The following is a 16,935-nucleotide window of genomic DNA, read 5'->3' on the forward strand; positions in this document are numbered from 1 at the left end:
GCTGGCACCCACCGACGCTCAATAACAAAACCCTCCATCTGTACGCAGGCGGAGACAATTCAACACCGGAGAAGACTCCATGTTTCAAAACCGGGCTGAAGCCTTGGCGCTTGCCTTGCCCGCCGCGATCTTTGCGGCGGCGGTGTTTCTTGTGCCCGTGTTCATTCTGCTGTCGGAAGGGTTTCGCACCGCCGATGGCTGGACCTTTCAGGCCTATGTGGATTTCTTTTTCGATCCGCTGAACCGGGCCGTCTTCCTGCGGACGCTCAAGCTCGGGGCCATCGTCACCGTGGTTTCGGCCATCATCGGTTATGCGGCGGCTTTCGCCATCGTCAATCTGCCGGCCAACTCCAAAGGCCACATGATCAACCTCATCATCCTGCCGCTGATGATCTCGCCGGTGGCCCGTACCTATGCCTGGATCGTCATTCTCGGTCGCACCGGCATGGTCAACGAGTTGCTGAAGTTGGTGGGCCTCACCGATGCGCCGATCCGTATTCTGTTTTCCGAAACCGCCGTCTTCATCGGTCTGCTGCAACTCTTCCTTCCGCTGATGATCATCTCCCTCATCAGCGCGCTGGAAAACATGCCGAAAGACGTCATCGCCGCATCCCGCGTTCTCGGTGCCAACTGGTTGCAGGTGTTCTGGAAGGTCATTCTGCCGCTGACCAAGGAAGGTCTTGTCGTCGGCGGCACACTCGTCTTCACCGGCTCGCTGACGGCCTATATCACGCCCGCCATTCTCGGCGGCTCCAAGGTGCTGATGCTGGAAACGCTGCTCTACCAGCAGGTCACGGTCTCCAACAATTTCGTTGCCGCCAGCGTCATCGCCTTTATTCTGATCGTCATGAGCTTTGCGGCCAATATCCTGCTCAAGCGCATCGCCACGGCAAGGAACAAGAAATGACCCGGCACCTCTTCATTCCGCTCACGCTGGCGATCGTCATCGGCTTTCTGATCGGCCCGTTCCTCATCATCGTAGCTGCCTCGTTTTCGGCGGGCGATACGCTGGCCTTTCCGCCACAGGGCTTTTCGCTGAAGTGGATCGCCAAGGTCTTCACGGTCGAGAGCTTTCGCGAAAGCTTTGCCATGTCGATGTTTCTGGCCATCGGCGGCACATTCGCAGCGCTCATCCTTGGCATTCCAGCCGCCTATGCCATGTCGCGCTACAAGCTGCCCTTTTCAGAAACCATCCGCACCATCGTCTCGGCCCCCATCATCGTTCCCGGCATCATCGTTGGCCTGGCGCTTTTGCGCTATTTCGTCGTGCCCTTCGGCATCGGCATCACGCTGGCACTGTTTCTGGCCCATACGGCGCTGATCCTGCCCTATGCGGTGCGCGTCGTCTCGGCCAGCCTCACCAATCTGCGCTCTGACATTGAGGAAGCAGCGGTTCTGCTCGGTTCGTCTCGGTTGGGCGCCTTCTTCCGTGTCGTGCTGCCGAATATCAGGGGCGGCATTCTCTCGGCTTTCATTCTGGGCTTCGTAACCAGCTTCAACCAAGTGCCGGTGTCGCTGTTCCTCTCCGGTCCCGGCGTGCGCACCCTGCCCATCGATATGCTGGGCTATATGGAAATCGTCTTCGACCCATCCGTTGCAGCCCTCTCTTCGCTGCTCGCCTTCCTGTCCATCGGCATTGTTTTCATGGCCGAACGTTTTCTGGGGTTCTCCCGTTATGTCTGATGCAAATTATCTCTCGCTCCAGAACCTGTCGCTGGCCTATGGCAACTCCGTTGCGGTCAAGGACCTCAACCTAGACATTCGCAAGGGCGAGCTTCTGGCCCTGCTTGGCCCATCCGGCTGCGGCAAGACCACGACCATGCGCGCTATCGCCGGGCTGATGCCGGTGGCTGCTGGCCGGATCGATCTTGATGGTGCCGATATCACCCGCGTGTCCGCCAACAAGCGGGCGGTGGGGCTGGTGTTCCAGTCCTACGCGCTGTTTCCGCATCTGACGGTTTACGAAAACGTCGCCTTTGGTCTGAAGCTGAAGGGCATGAAGGGTGCGCCCCTGGACGAGAAAGTCGCATCCGGCCTTAAATCCGTTGGGCTTTCGGCTTTCGCCTCCCGCAAACCGGGGGAACTCTCCGGCGGCCAGCAGCAGCGCGTGGCGCTGGCGCGTTCCATGGTCATGGACCCCAAGGTTCTGCTGCTGGATGAGCCGCTGTCGAACCTTGATGCGCGGCTGCGGCTGGAAATGCGCACCGAGCTTCAACGCGTACAGAAGGCCACCGGCGTCACGATGATTTTCGTCACCCATGATCAGGTCGAGGCCTTGGCCCTTGCCGACCGTATCGTGGTGATGAAAAGCGGTGCCATCGAGCAGATCGGCACGCCGGAAGAGATTTACAACGCACCTGTCTCCTCCTTCGTGGCTGACTTCGTTGGCTTCGAAAACATCTTTCGTCTAGAGGGTGGTTTGCTCAAGACTGATAACGGAAGCATCCCCCTTTCTGGCCAGGTTCCGAGTACGGCGGGACTGGCATGGAGGCCGCGCATGGTAACCCTCGGTTCAGGACCTTTCGAGGGCACCGTGCGCGGCACGTCTTTTGCGGGCAACAGCCGCGAATATCTTTTGGATACACCGCTTGGGCCCATCAAGGCCGAAGTCGATGCGGCCCTGCCGGCGCATGACATCGGAACGCTCCTTGCCTTTGATCTGCCGGTGGAAAAAGCCGCCAGCCTCAAGGTGTTCAGCTGATCATGGGCATCTGGATCGATACCGATATGGGGTTTGACGACATTGCCGCTATGATGGTGGCAACGGCGCACGAGCTCCAGATCGATGGCATCTCGCTGGTCTTCGGCAACGCACCGCTCGCACAGGTGTGCCGCAATGCTGCTGGTGCCGCCGCAGCCTTCGGTTGGACATTTCCCATCCACACGGGGCGCGAAAACCCCGTTCTGGGGAGGCTCGAAACCGCACAGATGATCCTTGGCGATACCGGCATTCCCACCATCGGTGCTGGCCTGCCGGATGCTGCGGAACTGCCGAAAAGCGAGGCGTTCGATGCGCTCTGCGCCTGGCTGGCCGATGGTGATGGCGAAAAGCCTGTTCTCGCGCTTGGGCCCCTCACCAACATTGCCGCCCTCTGCCTCGCGCGGCCCGATCTGGCCGCCCGCATCACCGAGCTGACATGGATGGGTGGTGGTGTAACGGCCGGAAACCACACCGCCTCTGCCGAATTCAATGCCTTTGCCGATCCCGAAGCGCTGGCCATCGTCATCGCCCACGAACTGCCGTTGCGCATGGTCGATCTCGATCTTTGCCGCAAGGTGACGGCAGCGCTTTTCGATGTCGCACCCATTCGCGTTGCTGGCGGCAAGAATGCCAATTTGATCGCCGATATGCTGGAAGGCTTCATCAACATAGCCACCAGTCGCGGGCGTGATGCCATGGCGCTTTACGATCCCTGCGCCGCCGTCGCGCTGGTCGCGCCGGATTGCATCGAATGGAAGCAGGCGCGCATCGATGTCGAGCTTCACGGCGCCCTCACGCGTGGCCGCACCGTGGTCGAAGCGCGTGCCGCCCATGCGTCAAAATTCAATGCGCAACTTGCCGAAACGGTTGATGCTGCGCGCGCCAAAACCATCATTCTCGATGCCCTACGTCTGGAGGCCAGCCGATGAAAGAGCAGACCATTATCGTCGATCGCGACGGAATGAATGACGATACGCTGCGCGCCCGCGCGGTTGCCGCAGCACGCGGTGAGCAGCCTTTCGACATCCTGATCAGCGGCGGAACGCTGGTCGATGTCGTGACGGGCGAACTTCGGCTAGCCGATATCGGCATCGTCGGCCCGCTGATTGTCAGTGTTCACGAGGCCGGGTCACGCAAGGATGCAACGCGCATTCTCGATGCCACGGGCGCCTATGTCTCGCCGGGGCTTATCGACATGCATATGCATATCGAAAGCTCGATGATCACCCCTGCGGCCTATGCCAAGGCCGTCGTTGCGCGGGGCGTCACCACCATTCTCTGGGACCCGCATGAATTCGGCAATGTCCATGGCATCGATGGTGTCTGCTGGGCCGCACGCGCAGCCAAGGGCCTGCCGCTGCGGGCCATTATGCTGGCACCGTCCTCCGTGCCATCTGCGCCGGGTCTGGAGCAGGCGGGTGGAGATTTCGACGCTTCGGCCATGGCGGAAATGTTGTTTTGGCCTGAGGTCGGCGGCGTGGCCGAAGTCATGAATATGCGCGGCGTCATCGAGCGTGATCCGCGCATGAGCGCCATCCTTAAGGAAGGTCTGTTTTCCGACAAGCTGATCTGCGGCCACGCCCGCGGTCTTGAGGGTGCCGATCTCAATGCCTTCATGGCGGCGGGCATCACGTCTGACCATGAGCTGACATCGGCTGCCGATCTCATGGCAAAGCTACGGGCCGGGCTGACGATAGAGCTGCGCGGTTCGCACGATCATCTCCTGCCGGAATTCGTGGAAGCCTTGAACGGGCTCGGCCACCTGCCGCAAACGCTGACGCTGTGCACCGACGATGTCTTCCCCGACGATCTCCTCAAAAACGGTGGCTTAGACGACGTTGTGCGGCGGCTGGTCGGCTATGGCCTGAAACCGGAATGGGCATTGCGCGCTGCCACCCTGAATGCGGCCATGCGCCTTGCCCGCAACGATCTCGGCCTCATCGCCGCCGGTCGTCGTGCCGACATCGCGATCTTCGAAGACCTGTCGAACTTTGTCCCACGCCATGTGCTGGCCAGCGGAACACCGGTCGCCGAAGGCGGCAAGATGCTGGTTGATCTCAACGAGATGGATGCAGCACCGCTCCAGAATTCGGTCAAGCTCACGCCTCGCTCCCCCTCAGATTTCAAAGTGAAGTCCGAAGGCAAAAGAGTCAAACTTGCCACCATCGACAAACCGCGTTTCACGCAGTGGGGCGAGGCGGAGGCTGCCGTGGAAAACGGTTTCGTGCTGCCGCCCGAAGGCGCAACGATGATTTCCGTCACCCACCGCCACGGCAAGGCCGATCCCGTCACCCGCACCGGTTTCCTGACCGGCTGGGGCAAATGGGATGGCGCTTTCGCCACGACAGTCGCGCATGACAGCCACAATCTGACGGTATTCGGCGGCAATGCAGAGGATATGGCGGTCGCCGCAAACGCCGTCATCAAATCAGGCGGCGGCATGGCCGTCGCATCCGGCGGCAAGGTCACGGCGTTGCTGCCACTACCGCTCTCCGGCCTCGTCTCGGACGCAGCTTTGGAAGATGTCGCATCCGGCTTTGAAGCTGTGCGCGATGCCGTCGGTCAGATAGTAGAATGGCAACCGCCCTATCTGGTGTTCAAAGCCTGCTTCGGCGCGACACTCGCCTGCAATATCGGCCCGCACCAGACGGATATGGGCATTGCAGATGTACTGACGGGCCGGGTGATGGAAACGCCGGTGCTGGAGATTATCGAGTAAAGACTTTCGTCATGCTCGGGCTTGTCCCGAGTATCTAATCACGTTGAATGTCGGCGGTTCGTTAGATCCTCGGAACGAGCCCGAGCATGACGAAAGAGGAGAGCTTTTGCCTCTATTCTACCGCCAACTCCTGCTCCACCAGCGTCGTCCAAAACCCGACACCAGACGCAATCGCATCGTCATTAAAATCATAGGACGTATTGTGGTGCAGCGCGCCGTCCACTGCCGGACCGTTGCCGAGCCAGACGTAGCAGCCCGGGGCCTCCCCCGCAAAGAACGAAAAATCGTCTCCAGCGGTAGAGGGCGGGAATGCGGTTCGTGCTTTTTCTCCGAAAACGCTTTGTGCCGCTTCGAGTGCCCGGCGTGCCGCATCCGCATCATTGATCACGGGCGGAATGCGGCGGATGAAGTCGTAAATCACCTCGATGCCGAACATGGCGGCGGTGCCATGGGCCAACCTGCCGATTTCCTCTTCCAACTGGTCGCGGACATGCGCGGAATAGGCCCGCGCCGTGCCGCCGATTTCGACGATATCGGGGATGACGTTCAGCGCTTTCGGATCACCCGCCTGCACCGAACAGGCGCTGACGACAGCCGGTTGAAGGGGATCGACAACGCGCCCGACGATGCTTTGCAGCGCTGCCAGAAAGCTTCCTGCCGCCGTGATCGGATCGCGCCCCAGATGCGGCTTTGCACCATGGGTGCCAATACCCTTGAACGTTACGCGCCAGCTATCGGAGGACGCCAATTGCGGCCCTTCGACCACGGCCATTTCATCCACATCCAGCCCCGGCATGTTGTGCAGCCCGTAGACAGCGTCGCAGGGGAAGAGATCGAACAGCCCGTCCTCCACCATCTGTTTCGCGCCGCCGCGTCCCTCTTCGGCAGGCTGGAAGATGAAATGCACCGTGCCGGAAAAATTGCGAGTTTCGGCCAGATGCCGGGCGGCACCCAAAAGCATCACCGTATGTCCGTCATGGCCGCAAGCATGCATCTTGCCGGGAACGGTCGATTTATAGGGTCGCTCTGCAAGTTCAGGCATGGCGAGCGCATCCATATCGGCGCGAAGGCCGATGCGGCGTGTGCCATTGCCCACCTGAAGCGTGGCGACAAGACCGGTTTTGCCCAGTCCGCGATGGACCGTGAGGCCTGCATCTTCCAGCAGATCGGCGACCAGAGCGCTGGTCCGTACTTCCTCGAAGCCCAGCTCCGGGTTGGCATGCAGATCGCGCCGCAAAGCCGTTAGAAATGGCAGGTCTTCTGCAATCCGGTTCAGCGGTGTCATGCGTCATATCCTTTGATGGCCAGTGGTCGTCTTTTTCTAGTGCAGAAGCCCCTGAAAATTAATAGGAAGCCACTGGGAAAACCGAAATAATATCGCCGCGAAAGGAATGGTCATGAAGCCGCACGAGTTCTGGCAGGAAATCCACGCGCCCAGCAGCTTCGGTCTGGCAGGCCCCCATTCCAACTTCTTCCCTGTTACGCTCGATGATGGCAGACAGTTGCGCCTGCCGATCCGTCCGCTCGCCGATGGGGAACATGCGCTCGCATCGCTCATCGTCAATCAGGCGTCCTTTGCTGTGGTGGAAGCGCTGGCAGATGATTTGGCGGTAAAGCTTGAAACCTTTGACATAGATGTCATTGTCGGCCTCCCGACGTTGGGCCTCACCCTCGCAGCAGAAGTCGCGCGCCGCCTCGGTCATGGCAGGTATGTGCCGCTCGGAACCTCGCGCAAATTCTGGTATCTGGATGAGCTGTCCGTGCCCATGTCGTCCATCACCACGCAGCAGCAGAAGCGGCTTTATGTCGATCCACGCATGTTGCCGCTTCTGGAGGGCAGGCGGGTTGCGCTGGTGGATGATGTGATTTCCAGCGGCACATCCATCGTTGCAGGCCTGTCGCTCCTCGCGGCCTCCAATATCGAGCCTGTCGTTATCGGTGCCGCCATGCTGCAATCGGACAGATGGCGCGAAAGACTGGCGGATTTCGGCGCGCAATGGCCGGGCAAAGTGCAGGGCGTTTTCAGCACGCCGATGCTGAAAAAGGCAGGCGAAGGTTGGCAGCCTTGATGGCCATCAATCGCCGGTAGGCGCATTGTGGTCATTTTTTAATCCTGCACATTTTCTGACTTGCGAAGCCGGGAAAGATCGGCCTAGGATTAGCGATGACAGAAATATGGGGTGACGGCGATCTCAGCGCCATCCTCGCGCGGTAACATTCCGGCGTCTGCCAAGTCCATGGTTTTCAACGCCTTATCTCGATGCCCCGCCTTTTGGAATTTCCTGCATGCAACTGGTCTTCGATGGTCACAATGATGTTCTTCTCCGCCTGTGGCGTAACAGCAAGAGGGGAGGCGATCCGGTCGCTGAGTTCATGCAGGGCACATGGGAAGGCCATATTGATGCCCCGCGTGCCAAGGCGGGCGGTCTGGCCGGCGGCATCTGCGCCATCTATATTCCCTCCGGTGATCTGATCCTTCAGGAGCCGGATGCATCGGGCCATTACGTCACCCCGCTTGCCGCCCCGCTGGAGCGCCAGCCGTCGCTCGATATCGCGTTGGAAAAAGCCGCCATTGCGCTGCGGCTGGATCAGGCGGGCGGCTGGAAGCTCTGCCGCTCGACTACAGAAATCCGCAAGGCCATGGAAGACGGCGTGTTTGCGGCCGTGCTGCATATGGAAGGCTGCGAGGCGATTGCCGCCGATCTCGATGCGCTGGATGTGTTCTATGCCGCAGGCCTGCGCTCGCTTGGCCCGGTCTGGAGCCGCCACAATATCTTCGGCCACGGCGTGCCCTTCGCCTATCCCATGTCGCCGGACACGGCACCCGGCCTGACCGATGCCGGTTTCGAGCTGGTGAAACGCTGCAACCAGCTCGGCATTCTCATCGATCTTGCGCACATCACTGAAAAAGGCTTCTGGGATGTGGCAAAGACCACCGACCAGCCTTTGATCGCCAGCCATTCCAATGCTCACGTTTTGACGCCCGTCGCCCGCAATCTCACGGATAAGCAGATGGACGCCATCAAGGACAGCAACGGACTGGTCGGTCTCAACTATGCCGTCACCATGCTGCGCCCGGATGCGCGCGATGACGCCAACACGCCGCTTTCACTGATGGTGCAGCATATCGATTACATGGTCGAGCGTATGGGCATCGATTGCGTAGCGCTGGGTTCGGACTTCGACGGTGCGACGATACCGGCGGAAATCCGCGATGCCAAGGGCAACAATAATCTTGTTGCGGCGCTCAAATCTGCGGGCTACGCTGATCAAGACCTTGCTAAAATTTGCCGGGAAAACTGGCTGCGCGTTTTGGCTCAGGCATGGCACGAACCGGCCTGAGACCGAGTATAAACCGAGATACAAACAGGGGAAGACGATGAACAAATCGCTCAACAAAGCCGCCCGCATCCTCGCCACCAGCGTGGCCCTTTCGATGCTCTCTCTCGCACCACAGGCCTTTGCGGCAACGCCCGCCGATACGCTTGTCGAAGGTTTCGCCATCGATGACATCATCACGCTCGATCCGGGCGAGGCGTTCGAGATCACGACGGCCGAGGTCACCGGCAATACCTATAGCAAGCTCGTCTCCATCGACATCACCGACACGTCCAAGGTGAAGGGCGATCTGGCCGAGAGCTGGACGACATCGGATGATGGCCTGACCTATACGTTCAAGCTGAAGCAGGGCCTCAAATTCGCCTCCGGCAATCCTGTGACGGCAGACGATGTGGCCTTCTCCATGGAACGGGCCGTCAAGCTCGACAAAAACCCGGCATTCCTGCTCAATCAGTTCGGTCTCAAGGGTGACAATGTGACCGAAAAGGCCAAGGCGACGGATGCCAACACATTCGTTCTGACTGTCGACAAGGCCTATGCGCCCAGCTTCGTTCTCAACGTTCTGACGGCAACCGTTGCCTCCGTTGTGGACAAGAAGCTGGTCATGGAAAAGGCCAAACCCGTTACGCCAAGTGCCGATTACAAATATGAAACCGATTTCGGCAATGAGTTCCTGAAGACCGGTTATGCTGGTTCTGGCCCCTACAAAATCCTTGGCTGGAAGGCCAATGAAGCGGTTATTCTGGAAGCCAACCCGAATTATTATGCCGAAAAGCCGAAGCTGAAGCGCGTCATCTATCGCCATATGAAGGAAAGCTCCGGCCAGCGTCTGGCGCTGGAAAATGGCGATATCGACGTGGCGCGTAATCTCGAGCCCGGCGATATGGAGTCGGTTTCCAAGAAGGATGGCTTCACTGTCATCTCCGCGCCTAAAGGTACGGTCTATTACCTCGGCCTGAACCAGAAGAACGAATATCTGAAAAAGCCTGAAGTCGTTGAAGCCTTCAAATATCTTATCGATTACGAAGGCATTGGTGCCACCATCATCAAGGGCATTGGTGAGGTACACCAGACCTTCCTGCCAAAGGGCCAGCTGGGTGCGCTGGATGAAAACCCCTTCAAGCTTGATGTCGCCAAGGCCAAGGAATTGCTGGCAAAGGCAGGCCTGAAGGATGGCTTCACCGTCACCATGGATGTGCGCAACACCCAGCCGGTGACGGGCATTGCCGAGAATATTCAACAGACCTTGGCGCAGGCGGGCATCAAGCTGGAAATCATTCCCGGCGATGGCAAGCAGACGCTGACGAAATATCGCGCCCGCCAGCATGACATTTACATTGGTGACTGGGGCTCGGACTATTTCGACCCGAATTCCAATGCTGAAACCTTCACTATCAATTACGACAATTCCGATGCCGGCAAGAACAAGACGCTGGCATGGCGAAATGCCTGGGACGTTCCTGAGCTAACGAAGCAGACGCAGGCCGCGCTTCTGGAAAAGGACAACGCCAAGCGCGCCGCCATGTATCAGGACCTTCAGAAAAAGGTCCTGGAAAGCGGCCCGTTCGTGGTGATCGAACAGAAGACGGAAATTGCCGGTTTCTCCAACAAGGTCAAAGGTCTGAAGCTCGGACCGAGCTTCGACACCAACTATGTCTTCCCGGTCTCGAAGGAGTAATCCGGCAGGATTGGTCCATTGAGCATCGTTGAAACATCAGCAAGGCCACGGCGCGGCAAGAAAAGCCGCGCCAATACGCGCCTTCTCGCCATCCTTGGCTTCATCGTTACCGTCCTCACCACCTTCTTGGGTTTGATGGCGGTTACATTTTTCATTGGCCGCGTTATCCCCATCGATCCCGCCTTGGCGATCGTGGGAGACCGCGCGCCTGCCCATGTGGTGGAGCGCGTACGCGAGGAACTCGGCCTTAATCTGCCGCTCTGGGAGCAGTTTTTTATCTATATCAAACAGGCGCTTTCGGGGAATTTCGGCAACTCGGTGCTGACGACCAATCCGGTCTTTGAGGATATCAAGCGCTTCTTCCCAGCCACCATCGAGCTTGCCACCATCGGCACGCTGATCGGTGCCGTGTTCGGCATTCCGCTGGGCGTTCTCGCTGCCGTCAAGCGCGGTAGCATCATCGACCAGATCGTGCGCATCATCGGTCTCGTCGGTTATTCCGTGCCGATCTTCTGGCTCGGCCTTTTGGCGCTCTTGGTGTTTTACGCCAAGCTGAACTGGGTCGCGTATCCCGGTCGCATGGATATCACTTACGAATTCACCTTCACGCCCGTCACCGGCTTTTACCTGCTGGATGCCTTCTGGCAGGGGCAATGGGATGTGCTGTGGGACCTCTTCCGCCACATCATTCTGCCCGCCGGATTGCTCGGCTATTTTTCGCTGGCCTATATCAGCCGCATGACGCGCTCCTTCATGCTGAATGAACTCAGCCAGGAATACATCGTCGCCGCGCGTGCCAAGGGCCTGTCGGAAACCCACATCATCTGGTTTCACGCCCTGCGCAATGCCGCCGTGCCGCTGTTGACGGTCATCGTGCTGTCCTATGCCGGTTTGCTGGAAGGCTCCGTCTTGACGGAAACCATCTTCTCCTGGCCGGGGCTCGGCCTCTACATCACCAATTCCTTGCAGAATGCGGATATGAATGCCGTTCTCGGCGGCACCATCGTGATTGGCGCAGTGTTCATCAGCATCAATCTCCTGTCCGATCTGCTCTACCGGACGCTCGATCCAAGGACGCGCAGCCGATGACGACAGCTGTAACACCATTGAAACCCTACAGCCGCGAATGGCTGCTTTCCGACCGTCCCGCATCGCGCGGACAGGCCCGGCTTGGCCGCGCCTATGTCATCTGGCGGCGCTTTTCGGAAAACCGGCTTGCGCTGGCCGGTCTCGGCATTATCCTCGCGCTGGTGCTGGTTGCCATCTTTGCCGATGTGCTGGCCCCGCATTCCGCCGTGCAGGGTGATTTGCGCAATGCCCGCCTGCTGCCGCCCGGCAGTGAAGGCTACCTTCTCGGCACGGACGATCAGGGTCGCGACATTCTCTCGCGCCTCATCCACGGTTCGCGGCTGACGCTGTTTGTGGTTCTGCTGGTTGCCATCATCGCCGCCCCCGTCGGCCTCATCGTCGGAACGGTTGCCGGTTACGCCGGTGGCTGGGTGGATGCCGTCCTGATGCGCATCACCGATATCTTCCTCGCTTTCCCGAAACTGGTTCTGGCGCTGGCACTGGTTGCGGCTCTGGGGCCGGGCATCGAGAATGCCGTGCTGGCCATCGCCATCACTTCATGGCCGCCCTATGCGCGCATCGCGCGTGCCGAAACCATGACCTTCCGTCATTCGGATTTCATCGCGGCGGTTCAGCTTATGGGCGCATCGCCGTGGCGCATCGTGCTCAAACACGTCATGCCGCTCTGCATGTCATCGCTCATCGTGCGTGTGACGCTGGATATGGCGGGTATCATTCTGACCGCCGCCGGTCTCGGTTTCCTCGGCCTTGGCGCTCAGCCGCCGCTGCCGGAATGGGGCGCGATGATCGCATCCGGTCGCCGCTTCATTCTCGACCAATGGTGGGTCGCGGCAATGCCTGGCATCGCCATCCTCATCGTCAGCCTTGGCTTCAATCTGCTGGGCGATGGCCTGCGCGATGCGCTGGACCCGAAGGAGGCAGGCCAATGAGTGCGCCGCTTCTGACCGTCGAAAACCTGCGCGTCTCCTTTCCCACCCGCACCGGGTTGGTGGAAGCGGTGCGCGGCGTGTCCTTCACGCTCGGCAAGGAGCGTCTCGGCATCGTCGGCGAATCCGGCTCCGGTAAATCGCAGACCGGACGCGCCATCATGGGGCTGACGCCATCTTCTGCCAAAATCGAGGCGGATGCGTTGCGTTTCGGTGATATCGATCTGCTCAAGGCATCTGCCAAACAGCGCCGCAGCATTCGCGGCAAGCGCATCGGCATGATCCTGCAGGACCCGAAATATTCGCTGAACCCGGTCATGCCCATCGGTCGCCAGATCGTGGAAACCTTGCAGACGCATGAGCGCATCAGCACATCGGCGGCAAAACAGAGGGCGCTCGACATGCTGGAGGCTGTGCAGATTCGCGAGCCGGAACGCGTCTACGGGCTCTATCCGCACGAGGTGTCTGGCGGCATGGGCCAGCGCGTGATGATTGCCATGATGCTGGTCTGCGGCCCGGAACTGTTGATTGCGGACGAACCGACATCGGCGCTGGATGTGACCGTGCAGCTGGAAGTCCTCGGCATTCTCGACAAGCTGGTGCGCGACCGTGGCATGGGCCTCATCTTCATTTCGCATGATCTGCGGCTGGTTTCGTCCTTCTGCGACCGTGTCATCGTCATGTATGCGGGCCGTGTGGTGGAAGAACTTCAGGCATCCAATCTGGACAATGCCGAGCATCCCTACACGCGCGGGCTGCTCAACTGCCTGCCGAAAATTGGCGATAACAGACATCCGCTGCCGGTTCTGGATCGCAAGCCGGAGTGGCGCGCATGACCACAGTTCTTTCCGTAAAAGACATGGTCGTGGATTTCGACGGCCATGTCGCGCTCGATGGTGTCAGCATCGATGTTGCCCATGGCCAGTCCTTCGGTCTGGTCGGTGAGTCCGGTTCGGGTAAATCCACGCTTTTGCGCGCCATCGCAGGTCTCAACCACTTCGATGAGGGCAGCCTCATGGTGGAGGGACGGACCTACAAGAGTAAGTTGCGCGAAAAGAGCTTCTACCGCGATGTGCAGATGGTGTTTCAGGACCCCTATGGTTCGCTGCACCCGCGCCAGACGGTGGATGCGCTGCTGCTGGAGCCTCTGACGATCCATGGTCTCGACGACAAGGAAGGCCGCATTACCCGCGCGCTGGATGAGGTCGGCCTTGGAACCGGCTTCCGCTTCCGCTATTCGCACCAGCTTTCCGGCGGCCAGCGCCAGCGCATCGCGATTGCCCGCGCGCTGATCCTCGAGCCGAAAATCCTGCTGCTGGACGAGCCGACATCGGCACTCGACGCCTCCATTCAGGCCGAAATCCTCAACCTGCTTGAACAGGCCCGAAAGGACCGAAACCTCACCTTCCTCATGGTCAGCCACGACCTCGGCGTCATCAGCCACATGTGCGACCGTCTGGCCGTGATGAAAAGCGGCAAGGTGGTGGAAATGCTGGATGTGGAGGCGCTGGAAAGCCGCAAGTTCGAGGCGGATTATACGCGGCAGTTGCTGGTGGCGAGTGAGGGATTTGTCCGCGATTGAGGGTTCCGCCGTTTGCCGGTATATGCCTCATTCTTGTTGAATGCGAATTTTGCCAAGCCCACCGTCGTCATCCTCGGGCTTGACCCGAGGATCTAATCACGTTGCCAAAACCGAGAGGTGGATAGATCCTCGGGTCAAGCCCGAGGATGACGACAGAGAACTTGGCCTAGCTAAAAAATGACGGAAATAGGCAGGGGCGGAAAATCACCATGAACCTACGCGCATTGATGTATTTCGATGAGCTTGTCCGAACCAGTTCCATGCGGGCGGCGGCGGAAAATCTCAATGTTGCGCCCACTGCTGTCAGCCGCCAGATCGAAAATCTGGAGGAATACTTCGGCACGCCGCTGGTGGAGAGGTCCAGCCGTGGCGTGACCTTGACGGCAGCGGGAGAGCTTCTGGCAGAACGTGCCGGAAAGACCCTGCGTGAGCTCGGTCACGTCCACCAGCTGATCGATGATCTCAAGGGACTCGAACGCGGGCGCGTCACGATCTATGCCAACGGTGCCACCGTCGCCAGCCTGCTGGCACCGGCGCTCTCGCAGTTCAGCCAGACCTATCCAAAGCTGCGTTTCGAGGTCCATATCACCAGCGCCAGACAGGCTATCGATGCGCTGGTGTCGGCACAGGCCGATATCGCCATCACGCTGTTTGCGCCCGAGACCTCCGAGGTCAAAATCCTCGCAAAGCGGGAGATTGGCTATGATGTCATCCTTCCCGCAGATCATCCCTCGGCAGGTAAGTCTTCGATTTCATTGAAGGAACTTGCCACCATGCCGCTGGCCCTGCCGGAGAAAACCTTCGCGGCCCGGCAGGCCTTCGATGCGCTGTTTGCAGACTCCGGTATCGCCTTGGACCCGGTCTTCACCGCAAGCTCGCTGGAATTTCTGAAAGAACTGGTGCTGGATCGCGCCGCAGCCACGGTGCTGCCTGCCCTTGCTGTTATGAGAGAAATCAAGTCCGGCCAGATGGTCGCAATCCCGCTCAGCGGCGCAAAGGGTGTGCGCACGAATATGGAGCTTTGCGTTGCGCCGGACCGTGAATTGTCCTTCGCCGCCGCAACGCTTGCCAGTTTTATCGAGACCTTTATGGGCAATCTGCCGAAATAGACGGTTGATTTTTACCCTTGTTGTCGTGTAGCGATTTTCGCAACGCGCTGAACACAAAATGTTGGCGCCACTCGACCGGAGACGATGATGATGCGCAGCATGCTTTTGCAATCGGTAAACCTCACACGCCGCCTGGCCTTGGGCCTTGCCGTTGCCACCACGCTTTCAGCCATGCTGCCCGCCACGGTGGCTTTTGCAGCGCCGAAAAATTCCATTACCATCGGCATGGGCACAGAGCCTGCGGGGCTTGACCCGACAGCCGGTGCCAACGTCTTCATCGGTCAGGTCACCTGGCAGAACGTCTTCGAAGGTCTCGTCACCATCGACAGGAACGGCAAGATCCAGCCGCAACTGGCGGATAGCTGGGAGATTTCCGAAGACGGCAAGACCTATACGTTCAAGCTGCATGAGGGCGTGAAATTCCACGATGGCGAAGTCTTCGATTCTACCGTCGCCAAGGCATCGCTGGACCGTGCGCGCGGCGACGCCTCCATCAATCCGCAGAAACGCTTCTTTGCGGCCATCGACAGCATTGAAACGCCAGATGCGACGACGCTTGTTCTGAAACTGAAGCAGCCCTCCGGCAGCCTGCTCTATTGGCTCGGCTGGCCTGCCTCGGTCATGGTTGGCACCAAATCTGCCGACACCAACAAGACGACGCCCATCGGCACTGGCCCGTTCAAATTCGTCAACTGGGCCAAGGGCGAAAAGGTCGAGCTGGCCCGTAATCCGGATTACTGGAGCAAGGGCGTTCCCGTCGCGCTCGACAAGGCAACCTTCCGCTTCATTCCCGATCCGCAGGCGCAGGCCGCAGCGCTGAAATCCGGCGATGTCGATGCCTTCCCAGAGTTCGGCGCACCGGAATTGATGAGCTCTTTCGAGGGCGATGCGCGGCTTGGCACCTTCATCGGCAACACCGAATTGAAAGTGGTTGCGGGCATGAACAATGCTGTCAAGCCTTTCAACGACAAGCGCGTGCGGCAGGCTTTGATGATGGCCGTGGACCGCGAAACCGTGATTGAAGGCGCATGGTCGGGTTTCGGCACCGCCATCGGCAGCCATTATACGCCCAATGATCGCGGCTACATCGATACGACCGGCGTCTTCCCGTATGATGCGGAAAAGGCCAAGGCGTTGCTGGCGGAAGCCGGTTATCCCAACGGCCTGACCTTCACCATTAAGGCCCCGCAGATGGCCTATGCCCAGCGCAGCGCACAGGTCCTGCAAGCGATGTTTGCCGAAATCGGCGTGACGATGAACATCGAAACCACGGAATTTCCCGGAAAATGGGTGTCGGATGTTCTCAAAGGCGCCAATTACGAAATGACCATCGTCGCCCATGCCGAGCCGATGGATATCGATATCTTTTCGCGCGATCCCTATTACTTCAACTACAAGAACCCGACCTTCAACGAGATCATCAAGAATGTCGAGCTAACGTCCGATCCTTCGCAGCAGGACGAGCTTTATCGGGATGCGCAGAAGATTTTGGCGCAGGATGTGCCGGCACTGTTTCTGTTCGTAATGCCGAAGCTTGGTGTTTGGGACAAGAAGATTCAGGGGCTTTGGGAAAATGAGCCGATCCCGTCGAATGTTTTGGCGGATGTGCGTTGGGAAGAGTGAGTTGGATGGCGGGTTTGCTTCGTAGTGCGGCTCAGTGGGTGTGGGTTTCCCCCTCTGCCTGCCGGCATCTCCCCCACAAGGGGGGAGACAGCACTTTGCGCACGCACCGCCGGACTGCAACCTCTAAGATGGTCGAGAGATCGCCCCAATCTTTCTCCCCCCTTGTGGG

Annotated in this window: 15 protein-coding genes; 14 read left to right on the forward strand and 1 reads right to left on the reverse strand. The window is 59.3% G+C overall.

The window, feature by feature from the left end:
* The first annotated feature begins 79 nt into the window (after positions 1 to 79).
* From AC27VJ_RS12975 to AC27VJ_RS12995, 5 genes are read left to right on the forward strand one after another with little or no spacing between them, the layout of a single operon-like run.
* Positions 80 to 907, forward strand: a complete 828-nt coding sequence (locus tag AC27VJ_RS12975) for an ABC transporter permease (RefSeq protein ID WP_488684397.1) — start codon at positions 80 to 82, stop codon at positions 905 to 907.
* Positions 904 to 1,683: an ABC transporter permease gene (locus AC27VJ_RS12980; RefSeq protein ID WP_488684398.1), complete on the forward strand. Its 780-nt coding sequence runs from the start codon at positions 904 to 906 to the stop codon at positions 1,681 to 1,683. Before AC27VJ_RS12975 ends, AC27VJ_RS12980 begins: the two co-directional genes overlap by 4 nt.
* A complete protein-coding gene (locus AC27VJ_RS12985; RefSeq protein WP_488684399.1) occupies positions 1,676 to 2,701 on the forward strand; it encodes an ABC transporter ATP-binding protein in 1,026 nt (341 codons plus the stop codon). The genes AC27VJ_RS12980 and AC27VJ_RS12985 overlap by 8 nt, the downstream gene beginning before the upstream one ends.
* Positions 2,702 to 2,703: 2 nt before the next feature.
* Positions 2,704 to 3,630, forward strand: a complete 927-nt coding sequence (locus tag AC27VJ_RS12990; RefSeq protein WP_488684400.1) for a nucleoside hydrolase — start codon at positions 2,704 to 2,706, stop codon at positions 3,628 to 3,630.
* Positions 3,627 to 5,420 (forward strand): adenine deaminase, encoded by a 1,794-nt coding sequence (locus AC27VJ_RS12995; protein ID WP_488684401.1) that lies wholly within the window; start codon positions 3,627 to 3,629, stop codon positions 5,418 to 5,420. Before AC27VJ_RS12990 ends, AC27VJ_RS12995 begins: the two co-directional genes overlap by 4 nt.
* A gap of 112 nt (positions 5,421 to 5,532) precedes the next feature.
* On the opposite strand, the gene AC27VJ_RS13000 is transcribed toward AC27VJ_RS12995, so the two are convergent.
* Entirely contained in the window at positions 5,533 to 6,705 is a 1,173-nt protein-coding gene (locus AC27VJ_RS13000) for a M20 aminoacylase family protein (protein WP_488684402.1), read from the reverse strand.
* 112 nt (positions 6,706 to 6,817) lie between these two features.
* On the opposite strand from AC27VJ_RS13000, the gene AC27VJ_RS13005 reads away from it, so the two are divergent.
* The 9 genes from AC27VJ_RS13005 to AC27VJ_RS13045 all read left to right on the forward strand — a co-directional run bounded on the left by AC27VJ_RS13005 (position 6,818) and on the right by AC27VJ_RS13045 (position 16,766).
* Positions 6,818 to 7,489: a phosphoribosyltransferase gene (locus AC27VJ_RS13005; RefSeq protein WP_488684403.1), complete on the forward strand. Its 672-nt coding sequence runs from the start codon at positions 6,818 to 6,820 to the stop codon at positions 7,487 to 7,489.
* Between the two features lie 217 nt (positions 7,490 to 7,706).
* Complete coding sequence (locus tag AC27VJ_RS13010) at positions 7,707 to 8,762, forward strand: dipeptidase (protein ID WP_488684404.1); 1,056 nt, start codon at positions 7,707 to 7,709, stop codon at positions 8,760 to 8,762.
* Positions 8,763 to 8,799: 37 nt separating this feature from the next.
* Positions 8,800 to 10,437, forward strand: a complete 1,638-nt coding sequence (locus tag AC27VJ_RS13015) for an ABC transporter substrate-binding protein (protein ID WP_488684405.1) — start codon at positions 8,800 to 8,802, stop codon at positions 10,435 to 10,437.
* A gap of 18 nt (positions 10,438 to 10,455) precedes the next feature.
* Positions 10,456 to 11,526, forward strand: coding sequence for an ABC transporter permease (locus AC27VJ_RS13020; RefSeq protein WP_488684406.1), 1,071 nt, complete (start codon positions 10,456 to 10,458; stop codon positions 11,524 to 11,526).
* Positions 11,523 to 12,455 carry an ABC transporter permease gene (locus tag AC27VJ_RS13025; RefSeq protein ID WP_488684407.1) on the forward strand — a complete coding sequence of 311 codons (933 nt, stop codon included), beginning with the start codon at positions 11,523 to 11,525 and terminating at the stop codon, positions 12,453 to 12,455. The genes AC27VJ_RS13020 and AC27VJ_RS13025 overlap by 4 nt, the downstream gene beginning before the upstream one ends.
* A complete protein-coding gene (locus AC27VJ_RS13030) occupies positions 12,452 to 13,288 on the forward strand; it encodes an ABC transporter ATP-binding protein (RefSeq protein ID WP_488684408.1) in 837 nt (278 codons plus the stop codon). The genes AC27VJ_RS13025 and AC27VJ_RS13030 overlap by 4 nt, the downstream gene beginning before the upstream one ends.
* Positions 13,285 to 14,034: an ABC transporter ATP-binding protein gene (locus AC27VJ_RS13035; protein ID WP_488684409.1), complete on the forward strand. Its 750-nt coding sequence runs from the start codon at positions 13,285 to 13,287 to the stop codon at positions 14,032 to 14,034. The genes AC27VJ_RS13030 and AC27VJ_RS13035 overlap by 4 nt, the downstream gene beginning before the upstream one ends.
* A gap of 209 nt (positions 14,035 to 14,243) precedes the next feature.
* Positions 14,244 to 15,143 (forward strand): LysR family transcriptional regulator, encoded by a 900-nt coding sequence (locus tag AC27VJ_RS13040; RefSeq protein WP_488684410.1) that lies wholly within the window; start codon positions 14,244 to 14,246, stop codon positions 15,141 to 15,143.
* Between the two features lie 84 nt (positions 15,144 to 15,227).
* A complete protein-coding gene (locus AC27VJ_RS13045) occupies positions 15,228 to 16,766 on the forward strand; it encodes an ABC transporter substrate-binding protein (RefSeq protein ID WP_488684411.1) in 1,539 nt (512 codons plus the stop codon).
* Positions 16,767 to 16,935 lie beyond the last annotated feature (169 nt).

Source organism: Agrobacterium sp. 20P9.1.2 (assembly GCF_057799395.1).

Bases quoted from the DNA above. Each gene is read 5' to 3' on its own strand.
- AC27VJ_RS12975 (WP_488684397.1), top strand. From the start codon at position 80: ATGTTTCAAAACCGGGCTGAAGCCTTGGCGCTTGCCTTGCCCGCCGCG.
- AC27VJ_RS12980 (WP_488684398.1), top strand. From the start codon at position 904: ATGACCCGGCACCTCTTCATTCCGCTCACGCTGGCGATCGTCATCGGC.
- AC27VJ_RS12985 (WP_488684399.1), top strand. From the start codon at position 1,676: ATGTCTGATGCAAATTATCTCTCGCTCCAGAACCTGTCGCTGGCCTAT.
- AC27VJ_RS12990 (WP_488684400.1), top strand. From the start codon at position 2,704: ATGGGCATCTGGATCGATACCGATATGGGGTTTGACGACATTGCCGCT.
- AC27VJ_RS12995 (WP_488684401.1), top strand. From the start codon at position 3,627: ATGAAAGAGCAGACCATTATCGTCGATCGCGACGGAATGAATGACGAT.
- AC27VJ_RS13000 (WP_488684402.1), bottom strand. From the start codon at position 6,705: ATGACACCGCTGAACCGGATTGCAGAAGACCTGCCATTTCTAACGGCT.
- AC27VJ_RS13005 (WP_488684403.1), top strand. From the start codon at position 6,818: ATGAAGCCGCACGAGTTCTGGCAGGAAATCCACGCGCCCAGCAGCTTC.
- AC27VJ_RS13010 (WP_488684404.1), top strand. From the start codon at position 7,707: ATGCAACTGGTCTTCGATGGTCACAATGATGTTCTTCTCCGCCTGTGG.
- AC27VJ_RS13015 (WP_488684405.1), top strand. From the start codon at position 8,800: ATGAACAAATCGCTCAACAAAGCCGCCCGCATCCTCGCCACCAGCGTG.
- AC27VJ_RS13025 (WP_488684407.1), top strand. From the start codon at position 11,523: ATGACGACAGCTGTAACACCATTGAAACCCTACAGCCGCGAATGGCTG.
- AC27VJ_RS13030 (WP_488684408.1), top strand. From the start codon at position 12,452: ATGAGTGCGCCGCTTCTGACCGTCGAAAACCTGCGCGTCTCCTTTCCC.
- AC27VJ_RS13035 (WP_488684409.1), top strand. From the start codon at position 13,285: ATGACCACAGTTCTTTCCGTAAAAGACATGGTCGTGGATTTCGACGGC.
- AC27VJ_RS13040 (WP_488684410.1), top strand. From the start codon at position 14,244: ATGAACCTACGCGCATTGATGTATTTCGATGAGCTTGTCCGAACCAGT.
- AC27VJ_RS13045 (WP_488684411.1), top strand. From the start codon at position 15,228: ATGATGATGCGCAGCATGCTTTTGCAATCGGTAAACCTCACACGCCGC.